Below are 17,729 nucleotides of genomic sequence, written 5' to 3'. Positions count from 1 at the left end.
CAGGTTGGTACGGGGGCGGGGGAGTGCAGCCGTGCCCGTACCGAAGCCAGGAGCGTGCACACAGCACGGTCGGATGGGGCGGTTCCCTCATCGGAGTGGTTTCGCCCCGTCGCCGGACCGATGCCGGTGATCTTCCGGTTGCCTCTCGGACAGCACGCATGGCCCGCACAGCAGACCATGCACCGACCGCGCAGAGCAGAGGGGCCACTATGACCGATGGGACGACGGTTCTGTTCGCGGTACGCGAGTCCTCACAGAGCGGAGGCATCGCTGCCGAGCAACTACGCAGAATCCGCAACGAGTTGGAGACCCGAGGTCTCGACGTGCGCTGGGCCACCACGGCGGACGACGCCCAAGCGGTGTTGCGCACCGAGGCAGGCCTGGCCGCCGCCGTGGTCGACTGGGACCTTTCCCAGGCCGCTGGAGACGACGGCGAAACAGGCGGCGCCGCGGTACTGCGCCACGCCGGTCGGCGCTTCCAGAACCTCCCCGTCTTCCTGGTCACGGCCGGTGAAGACCTGGAACACCTGCCCCTGTGGGTGGCCGAAACCGTGATCGGCTACATCTGGCCGCTGGAGGACACCGCACCGTTCATCGCCGGACGCATCGCCGGCGCCGCCCGCGGCTACCAGGGCGATCTGCTGCCACCCTTCTTCAAGGCACTGCGCCGCTTCGACCACGCGCACGAGTACTCCTGGCACACCCCTGCGCACTCCGGCGGTGTCGCCTTCCTCAAGTCCCCCGTTGGCCGGGCCTTCCACGACTACTTCGGAGAACGGCTGCTGCGCAGCGACTTGTCGATCTCCGTCGAGGAACTCGGTTCCCTCTTCGAACACACCGGCCCGGTCGGAGCGGCGGAACGCAACGCCGCCCGCGTCTTCGGCGCCGACCGCACCTACTTCGTGCTCCACGGCGACTCCACCTGCGACCGGATGGTCGGTCACTACAGCGTCACCCAGGACGAGATCGCACTGGTGGACCGCAACTGCCACAAGTCGGTGCTGCATGGCCTGGTCCTCTCCGGAGCCCGGCCGGTCTACCTGGTCCCCACCCGCAACGGCTACGGACTGGCAGGACCCCTGGCGCCTGCCGAGATCCAGGCACAGTCGGTCGCCTCCAGGACCAGCCGCAACCCACTGACCCAGGGCGCTATCTCACCCAAGGCCCAGTACGCGGTGCTGACCAACTCCACCTATGACGGCCTGTGTTACGACACACTCCAGGTCGCCCAGGCACTCGCACCCAGCACTCCCCGGCTCCACTTCGACGAAGCCTGGTTCGCCTACGCCCGCTTCCACCCCCTCTACGCCGGCCGCTACGGCATGGCGGTGGGCCCCGACACCTTCCCCGGCCCCGAACGCCCCACCGTCTTCTCCACCCAATCCACCCACAAGATGCTGGCCGCCCTGTCACAGAGCGCCATGGTGCACATCAAACCCGCACCCCGGGCGCCGGTGGAGCACGAACGGTTCAACGAGGCGTTCATGATGCACGGCACCACCTCACCGCTGTACCCGATGATCGCCTCCCTCGACGTGGCCACCGCGATGATGGACGGCCCCCAGGGCCGCTGCCTGATCGACGAAGCGGTGACCGAAGCCATCCGCTTTCGCCAGACCGTCGTACGCGTCGGCCGGCGCATCGCAGCCGCCGACGACCGGCCCGACTGGTTCTTCGGCATCTGGCAACCCGAGACCGTGACCGACCCCGCCACCGGTGAACGTCTGCCCTTCGCCGACGCACCGGCCGAACTGCTGCGCAACGAACCGTCCTGCTGGCAGCTGGAGCCCGACGCGAGCTGGCACGGCTTCACCGGCCTGACCGAGGGCTACTGCCTGCTCGACCCCATCAAGGTCACCCTCACCTGCCCCGGCATCGACGCCACCGGGCAGATGACCGACTGGGGCATCCCCGCCCGCGTCCTCACCGCCTACCTGGCCACCAGGAACATCGTGGTGGAGAAGACCGACAGCTACACCACACTGCTCCTCTTCTCCATGGGGATCACCAAGGGCAAGTGGGGAACCCTGATGGACGCCCTGATGGACTTCAAATCGCTCTATGACAGCAACGCACCCCTGGAGCGCCTGCTGCCCGAGCTGGTCGCCGCGCACCCCCACCGCTACACCGGCCAGACCCTGCGCGAACTGTGCCAGGAGATGCACCACCACCTGCGCGACGCCCGCCTGGTCGAGCTGCTCGACACCGCCTTCCAAGACCTGCCGGAGCCCGTCACCCCGCCCCAGCACTGCTACCAGCGCCTCATCCGCGGCGGCACCGAGCGGGTAAGACTGACCGACGCGGCCGACCGGGTGGCCGCCGCCATGGTCACCGTCACCCCGCCGGGCATCCCCGTCCTGATGCCCGGCGAAAACACCGGCGCCCTCGACGGCCCGCTGCTGCGCTACCTGACCGCCCTGGAATCCTTCGACCGGCGCTTCCCCGGCTTCCGCAGCGAGACCCACGGCGTCACCCTCGCCCCGGACACCGGCGACTACCTCATCGAGTGCGTACGCCAGATCCCCGCCCAGCAAACCGGCCGCACAGCCGGAGAACATCACCAGACACCGAACCCGAACCCGCTCGTCCCTCAACTGCCCCCGGGCTGACCCCAAGGCACCAGTGCCGGGGATCGATCGCCCGCCGCAGCTCCCCGGCAATCTTCCCGTGCCGTGCCGACATGCCCCTTCTCTCGCGCAGAGTGGTGCGCTGTGTACGCAGCGCGACCAGCGGGGATGCGGTGCCGTGGTGCATCCATCCTTGCGTGTCAGAGATGTGCAGGAATGGTAGCTAAGAGTTTCGAAGATGTTACGGAACAGGCATCGGCAGCGTGCCTACTATGGCCAACTTGTTCAGACAGGCTATTCGCGCAAGTTGTCACCCCCCAGGCGAATGCCCGTCTGTTCCCTGTGCCCCCTTGTGTACCCCTCTGGAGAGACCGTGCCCGAGTTCCTGCCGAGATCCGCCGTCATCGCCGGCGGCCTCGTCGCCACCACACTCGTCCTCAGCGCCTGTGGCGCGGGCCCCGACGCGTCGACCAACGCCGACGGAGAGAGCGCGGCCACCGCGATCACGGCCGAGGACTTCGGGGGCATGGACGCGCTCATCAAGGCAGCCAAAGCGGAAGGCACCCTGAACGCCATCGCGCTTCCCCGCGACTGGGCCAATTACGGCGCGCTGATCGACGGCTTCGAGAAGAAGTACGGCATCAAGGTCAAGGTGGAGAACCCGGACGGCGCCAGCCAGGACGAGATCAACGCCGTCACCTCCCGCAAGAGCAAGGACAAGGACCGGGCACCCGACGTCCTCGACCTCGGCAGCTCCTTCGCGTACAGCGCCGCCCAGCAGAATCTGCTCGCGCAGTACATGGTCACCGATTTCATCGACATCCCCGATGGCCAGAAGGACACGATGAGCCGCTGGTACCACGGCTACGGCGGCTACATCTCCATCGGCTGCGATGCCCGTCGCGTGAAGACCTGCCCGACCACCTTCAAGGATCTGCTCAAGCCGGAGTACAAGGGGAAGGTCGCGCTCAACGGCGACCCCAACAAGTCCGGTTCGGCCTTCGGCAGTGTGTACGCGGCCGCCCTCGCCAACGGTGGCTCCTTCGACTACATCCAGCCCGGCATCGACTTCTTCACCAAGCTCAGAAAGAACGGCAACTACACGCCCGTCCAGTCCACCGGGGCCACCATCGTGAAGGGCCGGACGCCGATCGTCCTCGACTGGGACTACCTCAACGCCAGGTACACCGACAAGCTCAAGAGCAGGGGAGTCGACTGGCAGGTCGCGGTCCCGGAGGACGGCAAGTTCTCGGAGTTCTACTCGCAGGCCATCAACGAGAACGCCCCGCACCCGGCGGCCGCCCGACTGTGGCAGGAGTACCTCTACAGTGCCGAGGGCCAGAACCTCTGGCTCAAGGGCTACGCCCGCCCGGCTCTGATGGCCGCCATGGAGAAGAACGGCACGCTCGACAAGACGGCGGCCGCCAAGCTGCCGAAGGTCTCCGGCACGCCGAGCTTCCCGAGCGAGGCGCAGCTGGGCCATGCCAAGGACGACATCGCCGAGGGCTGGGGCAAGCCCGCCCCCCGATAGCCGCGACTCTCACCAGGGCCGACGTGGTGCCCGCCGTTTCTTCGGAACGGCGGGCACCACGCGTTCGGCTGGTGCTTGCGCATCTCGGCGGCGCGGAAAGCCTCAGCATCACGTGGCTCGGCGAACCGGACACAGGGATGGCGAAGGGCCAACAAGGTGAATCTGGTCCACCTGACGGCAGGAAAGACACCGGACACCGCAGAGGGGAGGTCTGATGGTGCGCGACCCCATCAGACGGTCGGCCCGGCACGGATCTGCCCTGATGCTGCCGAAAGGCCGTCCCGTCTCCGCACCGGCACAACATCCGAGGAGCAGGAACGACGATGGCACCCGATCCGACAATTGCCCAGGTGACCATGACCCTGGCTGCCTTTGCAGCCACCGGGGCCACCCCGCGTCCGTCCGGGGAAACCCTGGAGCAGCAGACCAAACGCATCATCACCGGCGTCAACGCGCAGCTGAGCGATAGCAGCCTTGCGACGGAGGGCGAGTGGGAGCTGGTGTGGCTCGCCCTGAGCGCGGCCAACGCCAATATGGCCTACATCGCACGGAGCACCAACGGCTCGAACGAGTTCGCCGTGGTCGCGCGCGGAACGGACGCCGATCTGACCGACATCCTCGAGGACCTCGACGTCGGCACCGTCGTCCCGTTCCCCGAAAGCGGATCGCCGAAGCCCATCACCGTTTCCAAGGGGGCGATGGACGCATTCCAACGGGTTGTCAAAGCCCGCTCGATCGTCGCCCCCTCCCCGAACACCACGCTCGCTCAGGCGCTCTCCGCCGCGCTCGGGGCGGCGCCGGCCTCGCCGCAGCCGACCGTCTATCTGACCGGTCACAGCCTGGGCGGTTGCATCGCCACCATGCTCGCGCCGTACCTACAGGCACGGACCTGGCCGAAGCAGCCGAAGTTCGCGGTGATGACCTATGCCGCCCCCACCGCCGGCGGACAGAGCTTCGTCGACTACTTCAACTCCGTGCCGTGGGTCATCGACGAGCGCCAGAACAACGCCTACGACCTGGTACCGCACGCGTGGGCCGATCTCGACACCACCACCGGCTGGTACCCGAACCCGGGACCGCAGGCGACCGAAGAAGTGAAGCTGCTCATCGGGGCGATCTCCCAGCGCACCAAGGGCAACGTCTACGTCCAGCCCGGCACGCTCTGCCTGATGAACACCGGATACACGAGCCTGGCCAAGAACCTGGTCAACAAGACCACCCAGGACTTCCTCGGCCAGGTCGCCTTCCAGCACGCCAACTCCACCTACCTGGACCTGGTGGAGGCGCCTCCCGTCCCTTCGCCGCCGGTGGTGACCACCCTGAGCCCCACCTTCGGCGCCGCAGGCGACACGGTGGCCATCTATGGCAAGGATTTCAGTCAGGACAGCAAGGTCGACTTCGGCCACTTCGCCTGCGCCGACCGCGACACCGTCATCGACCCCTCCGGCCTCAAGATCACCACCAAGGTCCCCACCGGAACGGGTGTCGTCCACGTCCGCGTCACCAACACCCTCGGCACCTCCCCGGCCATCGCGATGTCGCAGTTCGCCTATGGCGGACCCGCACCTGTGGTGGTCAATGCGGTCAGCCCGACCAGCGGAAAGGTCGGCACCCTGGTCACCATCGGCGGCTCGGGCTTCGCGAATGGCGCCACCGTGCACTTCAAGGACAAGGCATCCGACTCGGTCAAGTTCATCTCCACCGGCCAGCTCACCGCAACAGCGCCCGGCCAGCTCGACGACCACCAGACGGTGAACATCACCGTGACGGTCGGCAAGGCCACCTCTCCCACCAGCCCCGCCGACGAGTTCACCTACACCGGACGGTAGCGTCCACACGCCCCGTTCATCAGCGGTCGGCGGGACGCCGGGTGGGCAGGTAGTAGGGGCGGTTGTGAGCGGCCACCGGGGGTGACTGGTAGGTCCAGGCGCCGGCGGCCGGGGTGTCGCTGACGAGTGAGCGGATGCCCCGGCCGAGGTCGTGGTCCGGAGCGTGGACGGTCAGGTGCACGCGGTCGGCGTGCTCCGGGGCGCTGAGGTCGTACCAGCGGTAGGGCTGGTAGACGTTCATGGGGCCGGCGAGTACCCGACCGTCCGGGCAGGTGCCGTAGCCCGTGATGGGGGTGTTGTTGGCGGGGGAGGCGGCGATGTCGTCCAGTGCGGCCGTGAGGGAGAACAGCAAAGTTTCCCTCTTCTCCAGGATTCCGTCCGGGCCGGCGTCGGCCGCCTTGCCGTGCACCGTCCACGTCTCGCCCGTGGGCCCGTTCAGAGAGGGCAAGTCGACCTCGAACCAACCGGGGTACTTCGGTTCCGCGTACAGGGCGCGCCCGGCGCCGATGGCGAACGGGTTGTCGCACAGGACGTGGATGCGGGCGATGCCGAGCAGTTTCGTCTGGTCCCACCCCTGCGCGTACTGCGCGTAGGTCAGCTGCGGGATCCGGTCGCTCTCGGCGGTCGGGAAGGCGATGACGTTGTACTCGATCTCCTGGGTGACGCCACCGCCGAACGCGTACTGGGCGAAGTACAGCTGGTAGTTGAACGACACCAGCGCCCGCCCGTCGAACTCGGCCGCGGACAGGTCGGGGTGCTGCTTGGCGAGCAGCTCACGGACCGGCTCCGGAGCGACCAGCCAGTCGATGCCCAGGTGATGCAAGGCCCCGTAGTGGAACGGCAGTTGGAAGGGCTCGGGGACCGGCGGCAAGGACAGCGGGCTCATGCGGGCGCTCCTGGGGTTCTCGGGGTGAGCGGGGTGGGGCGGTCGCGTGCGACGAGGTCCGCCTCGATGCGTTCGGCACTGCGCAGAGCGAGGGCGGCCATGGTCAGGGTCGGGTTGGAGGTGGCGATCGACGGCATGCTGCCGCAGCCGACGGCGTACAGCCCGGGGTGGTCCCAGCAGCGCTGCCAGGAGTCGACCACCGAGGTGGTGGGGGAGTCGCCCATGATGTGGGTGCCGGCGGCGTGCCCCGCGCCGCGGTATCCGTAGGTACGGCCGCCGTGGGAGAAGCGGCCGGGCCAGGCCGCTGCGGGTGCGTAGTCGGTGTGGTCCTCGGCGCCGAGCAGCGCGAAGATCTGGTCGGAGACCGCCCGTGCGGCGGCCATGCCGTCCTTGACGTGGCCTGCGAGGTCGTACGTGACCAGAGGCCGGGGCAGCCCGAGCGCGTCGCGCTCGTGCGGGTGGAGGGTGACACGGTTGGCGGGGTCGGCGCTCTGCTCCATCTCGAACTGCAGGGCGAACTGGCGGCTGATCCCGTCGCCCACGGCGCTCCGCAGCTCCGCACCGAACAGCCCCTGCTCGGTGAGGAGCCGGGCCACCTCGCCGTCGACGGGGCCCTTGGCCCAGACCCATCCCCAGTTGCCGATCTCGATTCGGAACGGCGCCCGCAGCCGGCGCCCGGGCCCGGTGCGGAAGCCCTCGAAGCCCGAGGTGGAGCCGGGCCCGCGGTAGGGGCCAACGGCGTGCGGCATCAGGCCCCAGGTCAGCAGGACGGGGTGGTCCATCAGGTTGCGGCCGACCTGGCCGCTGCGGTCGGCGAGCCGGGACAGCAGGAGCAGCCGGGCGTTCTCGACGGTGTGTGCGGCGAGCACCACGACATCGGCCCGCGCAACCGCCGCCGTGCCGTCGTAAGCCCGGTACTCGACGCCCGTGGTCCGGCCGCTCCCGTCGACGAGGACGCGGCTGACGACGGCCCGGTCCCGGAGGGAGACCGAGGCGCTCCAGCGCCCCTGCGTCTTGAGCGGGGTGTACTTCGCATAGGCGGGGCAATGCGGGATGCACGAAGCGTTGCCCACGCACCGGTTGGCCGGATCCGGCCTCCCGTGCGCTCCGCGTGGAACGTAGCCCCGTCCGTGGTCGTACGCGGGATCGGGGGTGCTGTTGCGGGCGTGCGGGGTGCCGACCACCCGCAGTGCCGTCTCGCTCAGGGCGACCGGGTCCTTGACGCGTCGCCCGTCGAGGCGTGCTGCCAGGACCCGGTCCAGGTAGCTGGCGGGGAGGGGGCGCATGGGGAAGACGTAGCCGTCGGGGAGCGGCAGCCCCGCGTGTGCGCGTAGCTCGGCGGCGTCGGCCGCCACGCCCAGCTCCTCTTCGGCCGCACGGTAGTAGGGCTCCAGGTCGTCGTACGTGAGCGGCCAGCGCCGGCCGTATCCGAAGGCTTCGGTGTCGAAGTCCTCCGGCAGCATGCGCGGCGCCAGACCGGTCCATACGTTGCCGGTGCCGCCGTTGACACGGACATAGCTGCTGGCGTACGGCAGCGGGCCGTTCTGGAGCAGGTGTCCGCCCGCTTGGAAGCCAGGGGCCTCATCCGTGCCCACGAGGTCGGTCACCTCGGGCCAGGCTGCGGCGGGCTCGGGCCGGTAAGCGGAGCCGGGGACCTTCGCGGACGCCGTCAGGTATGTGGTGAGAGGGTCCGGTTCGCCCGTACCGGCCTCGGCGGCGTTCGGGCCGGCTTCCAGGACCAGGACACGGCGACCGTGCCGACCGAGTCGCTGCGCGACGAGCGAGCCCGCGACGCCCGCCCCCACGACGATCACGTCGTACCGGCTCACCGGACCTCCGACTCAGTTGGCCGCTCGGCCCAACTCCCGTACCCAGCAGGTGCAGTAGCAGGGGCCGCGAGCCCGGCCGCCCTCCAGGCGAGTCCATGGGCGTAGGAGGCCGGTGACACCACGAACGGCGGTGGACCCTGCCAACTGCCCGTGTACCACAGGAAAGTTACCGCACGGGCGGCATCTAACAGGTCATCGTTCAGCTCCCCCGTCGGCCGACCCTGCGCGCCCAGAAGCCGCTCGAAGAGGTCCGTCCCGAGCTGCTCCACCGCCACGGCCCTGTACACCTCGACGAGCCCCGTCGCGCGAATGCAGTCGTCGTCGAACCCGGTCAGCTGCGCCGACAGCTCAGTGAAGTCGTCCGTTTCGTCAGTTGAAGTCCGCACAAGGCGAACCGTGCCCCGAAGGCCCGGCGATCATGTTGCGTCGCTGCGCGATTGGCTTGTTCCACACACGGAGGCTGAGTACGGCTACCGCGGGCTTCGTCGCCCGCGCAAGCCACCACCGGTGGGAAGGAAAGCGGTATCGGCCCGGAGGACGTTTTCACATATCCGGATGCTTCGTCGCCACCTGGTAGTACCCCGAGTGGAACACCAGAGGGGTGCCGCCGTCGGCCTCGTACTGTTCGACTTCGCCGAGGAAGATGATGTGGTCGCCGGCGTCGAGGCGTTGGACGGTGCGGCACTGGAAGCGGGCGACCGCGCCGTCCAGGAGGGGAGTGCCGGCGATGCCGGGGGTGGTGGGGGTACCGCGGAATTTGTCGTCGGCCGGGGTGGCGAACTGGCGGGAGAGGTGGTGCTGGTCGGCGGCCAGTATGTGGACGGCGAAGTGCGAGGCGTCGGTGAAGTCCGGGAGGCTCGGGCTGTTTTTGCCGGGGCACCACAGGACGAGGGGCGGGTTCAACGAGACGGAGGTGAAGGAGTTCGCGGTCATGCCGACGTTGCGGCCGTCGGGGGCGCGGGCCGTCACCACGGTCACGCCGGTGGCGTACTGACCCAACGCGCGGCGAAGCTCGCGGCCGTCGAAGCGGGCGGCGTGCTGGGCGCGCTTCTCGGCGAGGAAGCGGTGTGCCTCGGCCTCCTCGAACCACCAGCGGTAGAGGGTGCGCGGGTCGTCGAATCCGGCGGCGAGGGCGCCGGCGACGGAGGGGACTTCGGCCGCCGCTGTCAGAAGGTCACGGTGATGGGGGTTCAGGTCGGTCAGGAGAGAGTTGGTCCAGCCGACGGCCCATTGAGCCCAGCCGCGCCAGAAGTTGTCGAAGGTGCGCTGCATCCACTGCGGGGTGAATTCGGCGGTGCCGTGGCGGAGGATGCTGTCGAGGTAGTGGGCCGCGGCCTGGGCCGCGTTGTTCGAACCCTGACCGGTGATCGGATCGTTGAGGACGACGGCGTCGGCCATACCGAGGACGTGCCGGCCGGAGGCCAGGCGGGCGACGGGGTGCCGGACGGTGGGAGTGAGTCTCCCGCGCAATACGCCGCCGCTGTCGGTGAGCCGGGCGTGCCGGCAGCGCTCGTATTCGTCGGGGAAGAACCGGCGGAGGATTTCCAGTGAGCGGGCGAGGTGGCCCTCAGGCGTGCGGATGTCGTCCCAGCAGTCCATCGGGCCGCCGGGGACACCCTCGAAGACCATGATGTCGCAGGGTCCGGTGGTGGTGAGGGCCGGGAAGGAGATGTATTCGCCGACGCCGGGGACCATGCGGTAGTGGACGGCGTCCTCCCCCTCCCGCGGTGCCGTTCCCGTGACATACGTCAGAGCCAGCGCACGGCGCGGCCGGTCGTACGGGGAGAGTTCGGAGTTGCGCGGGAAGAGTTGGCTCAGCTCGCCCTTGCCCGTGGAGACCACGACGAGATCGTGCGTACGGGCGTACCACTCGAGGTCGTTGACACCCGCCTCGTGCAGTACGATCTCGCCGCGGTCGCCGTCCGCGAACTGCTCGACCCAGGCGGCACACTTCACCCGCTGGTCGACGGAGTGGGCAGGACCCTCCAGTGGAGCGCGCCAGGAGACGTCCGGAGCACCGTGCGGACCGATGAGAGAGAACGCGATGCCGGAGATGTCCGGAGCCTGGTCCTCCCAGTGGTGCAGGCCGAGTTCGCGCTCGCTCTGGAGCGCGGTGTCGAACATGCACTGGCTGGACATGACCGGGCCGCGACGTATCTCGTCGGGGTCACGGTCGGTGACCAAGGTGACGTCATAGCCGTGCGCCTGGAGTCCCAGAGCGAGTTGGGCACCCGCCTGCCCGGCTCCGACCACCGCGATCCTTCTCATGTCCTGCTGTCCTGCTCTCGTTACGTATCCATCACTGACGTCACGTCAGTAGCTGTGGGCCCGCTCTTGACGGCTGATCAGGCGCCGACCTCGGTCAGGTAGTTCTTCGCGGCCACCGGGTCCATGAACCAGCGGAACAAGTCGCGCGGGTCGTCGAAGCCGTTGACGAAGCGGGCGGCGATACGGGAGTTGGCGCTCGCCGCGCCGAAGAGCTCCAGGACGTGCTGTGGCGGGGCGCCGAGCATCGCGTTGGTCCAGGTCGTGGCGGCCTCCGAGTTGTCCCAGAAGCGGCCGAAGGCCAGCTCCAGGAACGCGGCGTCGTACGGGCGTTCGCCGTGGTCCAGGATGCTGGCGAGGTAGGAGGCCGCGCACTTCGAGGCGTTGTTGGACCCCTGGCCGGTGATCGGGTCGTTGAGGACGACGACGTCGGCGAGGCCGAGCACCTGCGCGCCGGAGGGCAGCGTGGCGACGGGCTTGCGGACGGTCGGCGCGAAGCGTCCCGCGAGGGTGCCGTTCAAGTCGGTGAGCGTGACATCGGTACAGCGCTCGGCCTCCCACGGAACGTACGTCCGCAGCAGCTCCTGGAACTTCGCCAGCTGCTGGTGGGGGGTGAGCCCGTCGAAGCAGTCGAGCGGGCCACCCGGGACACCCTCGAAGAACATGATGTCGCAGGGGCCGCTGGTGGTGAGGCTGGGCATGGTGAAGTACTCACCCACACCGGGGATGACATTGAAGCTGACGCCGGGGCGGTCGGGCAGCGGTGCCATGCCGGTGACGTACGCCAGGGCCAGCGCGCGCTGCGGAGCGTCGTACGGGGAACGCATGGCGTCCCGCTCGAACAGCCCCGCGATCTCGCCCTTGCCGGCCGCGACGATCACCAGGTCGGACTCGGCGGCGTAGCGCTCCAGGTCCTCGATGCCGGCCTCACAGAGTTCCAGACGGCCGCCGCGGCGCGCGAACTCGCCCATCCAGAGTGGCATCTTGACGCGCTGGTCGATGGAGCGTGCGGTGGCGTCGAGGCGGGCGTCGAAGGAGAGCGCCCGGCCGCCCTGGCCGTCGGCGATGCTCACGCCGAGACCGTCGATCGACGGGCAGGCGTCGCCCCAGAAGTCGAGGCCGAGGTTGCGCTCGTGGGCCAGCGCGGTGCCGAACATGGCCTGGCTGGACATGACCCGGCCCTCGCGGATCTGGTCTCCGGTGCGGTTGGACACGACGGTGACGTCAAAACCGTGGTCGACCAGGCCGATGCCGAGCTGGAGACCGGCCTGGCCGGCTCCGACGATGGTGATCTTGCGCATGAGGGGGTACTCCGGGGGTTCGGGGCGTGCGGTTTTTGAGCGGTGCCGTGTGGCGCCGTGCGGTGTCGTGCTCTGTGCGAGCGTTTCGGCACGTGGCGGCGTCAACGGGTGGGTGTGGCGGTTGTGTGGAATGCGGCTGCCCGCCAGAGGGGGGTCTGGCGGGCAGCCGCGGGAGGCCGGGTCACCCGTAGGGCCGGGGGATGGGCCCCGGGTGACCCTGCCGGCGAGAGGAGCCCCGCCGAATCGGTGGGCCGGGGCAGCAGCGGCAAGGGTGCCGCGACGTGCGGGGGTACGGCCTTTGCGGCCCTCGTCGCGTCGGTCGCGCGTAATACGCGCAGCGCGCATGCGACGGGCTGTCCGCTGGGCGTGACTCCGCCTCTGACGAGCGCAGTCCGGCCCGGCACTCCCTGCATTGTTGATTCCCAGGATCTCTCGGGTCCGCGGCGGTCAGGGGTCAATCTTGGTATGGCAAGATCACCTTCGCTATCCGGATCACGCGGGTTGCTGTCCCGATCGCGCATCTCGGCGGTGGAGGTTTACATGCCCGCTGAAAATTCCCCTCTCGCAAATCACCAGCTGTTCCATACAGCGGACATTTGGGAGGCGCGGGCCGAGGTCGGCCGCGCCTTCTGTCCCCATGACCTGCGCATCACGCGGCGCTCGGCGACGCTCGACGCCCGGCTGCACGGCGCACCCTTCGATCGGACAGGTCTCTATTACCTCGATTACGGAACGGAAGTCCGGATTACACCGGGCGATCTGGAGAGCTTTTTCCTCGTCCAGATACCGCTCGCCGGTTACGCCGAAATCACCTGCGGCCGCGAGGAGATCATTTCCTCCCCGGAACTCGCTTCTGTCCCCTCTCCGACCGGAAAGTTGGACATGCGCTGGGGTGACGGCAATCCGCAGCTGATCGTGTGGTTCGACCGATCGTCGCTGGAATCGCACCTGGGCAGTTTGCTCGGCCGCACCGTGCGCCGCCCGATCTTCTTCTCACTCGGCATGAACCTCACGACACCGGGCTCCCGCTCCTGGCTCAACATCGTCGATCTCATGCGCCGGGAGGCGGAGGGGCCTGGTGGGATGAGGAGCCAGCCCCTCGTGACAAAACAGCTTGAATCACTCCTCATGACCCAGCTGTTGATGGCCCAGCCCCACAACTACACGTCGGCGCTCCTCGGCGAACAGCCGCGCGTCGCACCGCCCGCGGTCCGCCGCGCCATGGAGGTCATCGAAGGCCACGCCGCCGAGCCGCTCACGGTCGCGGAGATCGCGGAATGCGTGGGCGTCGGCGTACGGGCCCTTCAGGAGGGCTTCCGCCGGCACCTCGACACCACACCGCTCGCGTACCTGCGCGAGGTCCGCCTGGACCGAGTACGCAAGGAACTCCTGGCCTCCGACCCGGGTGCCGTGACCGTGACCGCCGTCGCCTCCCGCTGGGGCTTCCTGCACCCGGGCCGTTTCTCCCTCGCGTACCGCCAACAGTTCGGGGAGTCGCCTTCGGAGACGTTGCGGTCATAGGGGAAGTTCGGCGTGGATCCGCCGTACGCCGACCTGATCGGTCACGGCGTCAAGTCGAGGAATTCCCAGTGCGCTTGGGGTTGCGCGCCGCTGAGCCATTTCCCGCAGTTCTGCAGGACCGTGGGGCTTGAGGTGATGTGCTGGGTACCTGTGCCGAGATCACGCAGAAACCGGTCGATCGGCCCGCGCCGGATCGCCGCCGTCCCCGCCCATCGGTGCACCGTCTGACCTACCTCTTGCACGGTCCATGTCGCGTGGTTGAGCGCCAGCCTGAGCAGAGTGTCCTGCTCGGTGCTCGTCAACTCGCCTGCATCCAGGCTTTCTTCGATCCCTCGCCATACCTCCATCGCCCACGCCCGCGCCGAACGAAGCTTGGCTTCGGCGGCCGCGTACTCCGCGTGGAACTGCGTGGTGTCGACGGCGGCGTTACGCGTGCCGGATTTCGCCGCGGCGACCAACTTCAGTTCATCGAGCAGGCGCCGCCCGACACCGAGCGCCCAACCGGTGTGTCCGATTGCGGACATGTTGACCAATCCGAGGCGGTAGATCGCGCCGCCGTTGGCGGGGTTCGTCGTCGTGGCGACATACGTGTGCGTCGCGGGGACAAACTCACCGGCGCAGTGGTAATCAATACTGTGCGTCGCACGCAGCCCCAGCACATCCCAGTTGTCGACGAGTTCCACCTGCGACTTCGGCATCGCCAGCACCCTCAGCTCCCCGGTGCCCTCGACCTGGATCGCACTGTGGATATGGGTGGCGTGCGCCATGCCGGAGGCGAACTGCCAACTGCCGCTCACCAGATAGCCACCCTCCACCGGGACGGCCCGGCCGGGCCGGGTGCCGTGCCCAGCCAACAACGCGTGGTCCCCACCCGCGACATCCGGGAACAAGTCGGCCGCCGCAACGCCATCGAGATAGGCCGCAGTGGTGCCGGTCATCAACTGCAGCGCCATCATCGTCCAACCGGCCGCGGAATCGTGGTAGCTGACCCGCTCGACCGTCTCTATCAATTGGCGTGGGGAGAATTCGTAGCCGCCGAGGCTCTGCGGCAGTGCGGCCCGCACGACACCAGCACCCAGCAACGCCCGCGCGACGTCCTCGGTGAGTCGGCCGAGTTCCTCGGCGGCGTCCGCGTCCGCCTCAAGCACCCCGCCAAGTGCGTCGATCCGCTCGAGCATCGCGGGAAAGTCCGGGCTGACATGCAATCCGATCGAGACCGCCATGGATGATAGCTCCTCGCCATCAGTATTGAGTCAGCGTCACCATAAGGGCAGAACCGGGCCGTTCCTCGACCTGCCCTAGGGACTGGAGCTGAACGACCTGCGGTAGTCAGCGGGCGTCACGCCCACCACGCGGCGGAAGTGGTGCCGCATCAGCGCGGCCGAGCCCAGTCCGCAGGTGTGGGCGATCTCCTCCATGCCCGAGGACGTCTCCTCCAGCAGGCGACGTGCGTGCAGTACGCGCTGTAGCGTCAGCCAGCGCAGCGGGGTGGTGCCGGTCTCGGCCACGAAGCGGCGGGCGAAGGTGCGTTCCGACATCCGCGCCCGGCGCGCGAGTTCTGCGGCGCTGAACTCCTCGGTGAGGTGGTCCAGCATCCAGTCGAGGACCGGCTGCAGGCTGTCGCCCTGTGCCTGCGGCAGCGGCAGGTCGATGAACTGCCGCTGCCCGCCGTCCCGTTGGGGAGGCACGACCATGCGGCGGGCAATCACGTTGGCCACTGCCGAGCCCAGCTCGCGGCGCACCAGGTGCAGGCAGGCATCCATCCCGGCGGCGGTGCCCGCGCTGGTGATGACGCGGCCCTCGTCCACGAAGAGCACGTCCGGGTCGGTCTTGGCGGCTGGGTAGCGGGAACGGAAGTCGTCCACGTGCTTCCAGTGCGTGGTGCAACGCCGGCCGTCCAGCAGCCCTGCCTCGGCCAGCAGGTAGGCGCCGCAGCAGACGGAGAGCAGGGTGGCGCCTCGGGCCGCTGCCGCGCGCAGCGCGTCCAGCACCGCGGGCGGGACGGCGTCCGGCGGCCCCCCGGATACGCCGGGTACGGCCACCAGGTCGGCCTCGGCCGCCGCGTCGAGCCCGTACCCGGCCACGATGCCGAAGCCGGTGGAGCGCAGCGGCCGGCCGGGGTGCTCGCCGCAGACCCGGAAGTCGAAGCGGGGCACACCCTCGTCGGTCCGGTCGATGCCGAACACCTCGCAGATGAGGCCGAGTTCGAAGGCGGAGGAGCCGTCCATCACCACCACGGCGACCGTTCTGAGCATGCGGCCACCGTACCTGGCAGGATTTTGCGGTACAAGGGCACTGGTGCCACTGTCTGAGGAGAAGCCCAGGTCAAATACTCGATGCCATGAACGACACGGAGCATTCCCCCCTCGTCAGGCCCGCCCGGTCGGTTGTGGGCGTGACTGGTTCGGCGGGCAGCGGCGCCGCAGCGCGCCGGTCTGTGCAGGAGGCGCGGCTCAGTGGGCGGGGGCCGGCCCCGGTGCCGGCCTGGGAGTCGCCCGGCGACGAGGCGGCCCGGGCCGGTCCCCGGTGTTGCCGGTGGCACCGCCCGCGCTGCCGCCGCCCGGAACGAGCACCGACCCCGGTCGCACGGACCCGCGGGCCGGTGTGCACCCTGCACCACCGGTACTCCACCGACACCCTTGGCCCTTCGGCCTGCCCCGATTGCCCTGGAGAGAGATGACCAGCCTTGAAGCCACCGGCACGATAGCCGCCGGGCCCGACACCGTCGGGGCACAGCGCCGCATCCTGACCGTCCTGGTCATCTCCCAGATCTTCAGCGGCGCGGGCCTGGCCGCCGGGGTCACCGTCGGCGCCCTCCTCGCCCAGGACATGCTCGGCACCACCGGTCTGGCCGGACTGCCCAGCGCCCTGTTCGCCGCCGGGAGCGCCCTGGCCGCCATCTCCGTCGGCCGGATATCCCAAGCCAAGGGACGACGCCCCGGACTCGCCGCCGGATACCTCGCCGGCGCGATCGGCTCCGCCGGTGTCATCGCCGCCGCCGTCCTCGACCAGCCCGTCCTGCTTTTCCTCGCGCTGTTCGTCTACGGCGCGGGAACCGCCACCAACCTCCAGGCCCGCTACGCCGGAGCCGACCTCGCCGCCCCCGCCCACCGCGCCCGCGCCGTCTCCACCGTCCTGGTCGCCACCACGCTCGGCGGCGTCGTCGGCCCCAACCTCGCCGCCCCCACCGGCGCCCTCGGCGAAACCCTCGGCATCCCGTACCTGGCCGGGCCCTTCCTCCTGGCCGGCGCCGCCTACGCGCTGGCTGCCCTGGTCCTAGCCGTCTGGCTGCGCCCCGACCCCCTCCTCCTCGCCCGCACCACGGCCGACACCCACCCCGACGGTCCGCAGGCCCAGACCGGCAAGGAGACCGACCCGTCTGCGCCGGGGGCCACGAGCGGCGGGGTGGTCCTGGGCGCCCTGGTCATGATCCTCTCCCAGCTCGTCATGGTCGCGATCATGACGATGACGCCGGTCCACATGCACGACCACGGTCACGGCACCGCCGCCTCCGGCCTCGTCATCGCCCTCCACGTCGGCTCGATGTACCTGCCCTCCCCGCTGACCGGCCGCCTCGTCGACACCCTCGGCCGCCGCACCATCGCCGCCGCCTCCGGCCTCGTCCTGCTGGCCGCCGGACTCCTCGCCGCCCTCGCCCCCGCCGACTCCGTCGCCCTGCTCGCCCTCGCCCTGGCCCTGCTCGGCCTCGGCTGGAACCTCGGCCTCGTCTCCGGCACCGCGATCATCACCGATGCCGTACCCCTCGCGACCCGCGCCAAGACCCAGGGCACCGTCGACGTCGCCATCGCCCTCGCCGGCACCACCGGCGGCCTGGCCTCCGGCCTCGTCGTCTCCGCCGCCGGCTACCCCATCCTCGCCCTCACCGGCGGCGTCCTCTCCCTGGCCATCCTCCCCGCCATCGCCGCCACCGCGAGGAGCCGCTGAGCCAGTCCCCACGTCAGCCGAGGCCGATCACACCGTCGACGGCACCGGACAGGGC

The 17,729-nt window shown here is 69.4% G+C and carries 11 protein-coding genes; 5 read left to right on the top strand and 6 right to left on the bottom strand.

Annotated features, from left to right (window positions below; translation table 11 throughout):
* The first annotated feature begins 209 nt into the window (after positions 1 to 209).
* From QT196_RS02215 to QT196_RS02205, 3 genes are all read left to right on the top strand, one after another.
* Positions 210 to 2,609 (top strand): Orn/Lys/Arg decarboxylase N-terminal domain-containing protein, encoded by a 2,400-nt coding sequence (locus QT196_RS02215; protein WP_290354199.1) that lies wholly within the window; start codon positions 210 to 212, stop codon positions 2,607 to 2,609.
* Between the two features lie 331 nt (positions 2,610 to 2,940).
* Positions 2,941 to 4,098, top strand: coding sequence for an extracellular solute-binding protein (locus QT196_RS02210; RefSeq protein ID WP_211117274.1), 1,158 nt, complete (start codon positions 2,941 to 2,943; stop codon positions 4,096 to 4,098).
* A 356-nt stretch (positions 4,099 to 4,454) separates the two neighbouring features.
* Complete coding sequence (locus tag QT196_RS02205) at positions 4,455 to 5,927, top strand: IPT/TIG domain-containing protein (protein ID WP_248001558.1); 1,473 nt, start codon at positions 4,455 to 4,457, stop codon at positions 5,925 to 5,927.
* A 19-nt stretch (positions 5,928 to 5,946) separates the two neighbouring features.
* Here the strand turns inward: QT196_RS02205 and QT196_RS02200 are convergent, their stop codons facing one another.
* The 4 genes from QT196_RS02200 to QT196_RS02185 all read right to left on the bottom strand — a co-directional run bounded on the left by QT196_RS02200 (position 5,947) and on the right by QT196_RS02185 (position 12,208).
* Positions 5,947 to 6,813 carry a hypothetical protein gene (locus QT196_RS02200; protein ID WP_168477034.1) on the bottom strand — a complete coding sequence of 289 codons (867 nt, stop codon included), beginning with the start codon at positions 6,811 to 6,813 and terminating at the stop codon, positions 5,947 to 5,949.
* A complete protein-coding gene (locus tag QT196_RS02195; RefSeq protein WP_168477033.1) occupies positions 6,810 to 8,642 on the bottom strand; it encodes a GMC family oxidoreductase in 1,833 nt (610 codons plus the stop codon). The genes QT196_RS02200 and QT196_RS02195 overlap by 4 nt, the downstream gene beginning before the upstream one ends.
* A 543-nt stretch (positions 8,643 to 9,185) precedes the next feature.
* Positions 9,186 to 10,910 carry a styrene monooxygenase/indole monooxygenase family protein gene (locus QT196_RS02190; protein ID WP_290354198.1) on the bottom strand — a complete coding sequence of 575 codons (1,725 nt, stop codon included), beginning with the start codon at positions 10,908 to 10,910 and terminating at the stop codon, positions 9,186 to 9,188.
* A gap of 77 nt (positions 10,911 to 10,987) precedes the next feature.
* Complete coding sequence (locus QT196_RS02185; protein ID WP_290354197.1) at positions 10,988 to 12,208, bottom strand: styrene monooxygenase/indole monooxygenase family protein; 1,221 nt, start codon at positions 12,206 to 12,208, stop codon at positions 10,988 to 10,990.
* A 540-nt stretch (positions 12,209 to 12,748) separates the two neighbouring features.
* On the opposite strand from QT196_RS02185, the gene QT196_RS02180 reads away from it, so the two are divergent.
* Positions 12,749 to 13,729, top strand: coding sequence for an AraC family transcriptional regulator (locus QT196_RS02180; RefSeq protein ID WP_168477027.1), 981 nt, complete (start codon positions 12,749 to 12,751; stop codon positions 13,727 to 13,729).
* A gap of 41 nt (positions 13,730 to 13,770) precedes the next feature.
* Here the strand turns inward: QT196_RS02180 and QT196_RS02175 are convergent, their stop codons facing one another.
* Positions 13,771 to 14,952 (bottom strand): acyl-CoA dehydrogenase, encoded by a 1,182-nt coding sequence (locus tag QT196_RS02175; protein ID WP_290354196.1) that lies wholly within the window; start codon positions 14,950 to 14,952, stop codon positions 13,771 to 13,773.
* A gap of 75 nt (positions 14,953 to 15,027) precedes the next feature.
* Positions 15,028 to 15,984: a helix-turn-helix domain-containing protein gene (locus QT196_RS02170; RefSeq protein WP_168477025.1), complete on the bottom strand. Its 957-nt coding sequence runs from the start codon at positions 15,982 to 15,984 to the stop codon at positions 15,028 to 15,030.
* A 421-nt stretch (positions 15,985 to 16,405) separates the two neighbouring features.
* Here QT196_RS02170 and QT196_RS02165 point away from each other — a divergent pair, with 421 nt between their 5' ends.
* Positions 16,406 to 17,674, top strand: coding sequence for an MFS transporter (locus QT196_RS02165; RefSeq protein ID WP_266735365.1), 1,269 nt, complete (start codon positions 16,406 to 16,408; stop codon positions 17,672 to 17,674).
* The last annotated feature ends 55 nt before the right edge of the window (positions 17,675 to 17,729 follow it).

This window comes from Streptomyces sp. P9-2B-2 (genome assembly GCF_030406865.1).
GTDB lineage: Bacteria > Actinomycetota > Actinomycetes > Streptomycetales > Streptomycetaceae > Streptomyces > Streptomyces platensis.
The sequence above is the reverse complement of the archived record's forward strand: the minus strand, read 5'-3'. Positions and strand labels throughout refer to the sequence as shown.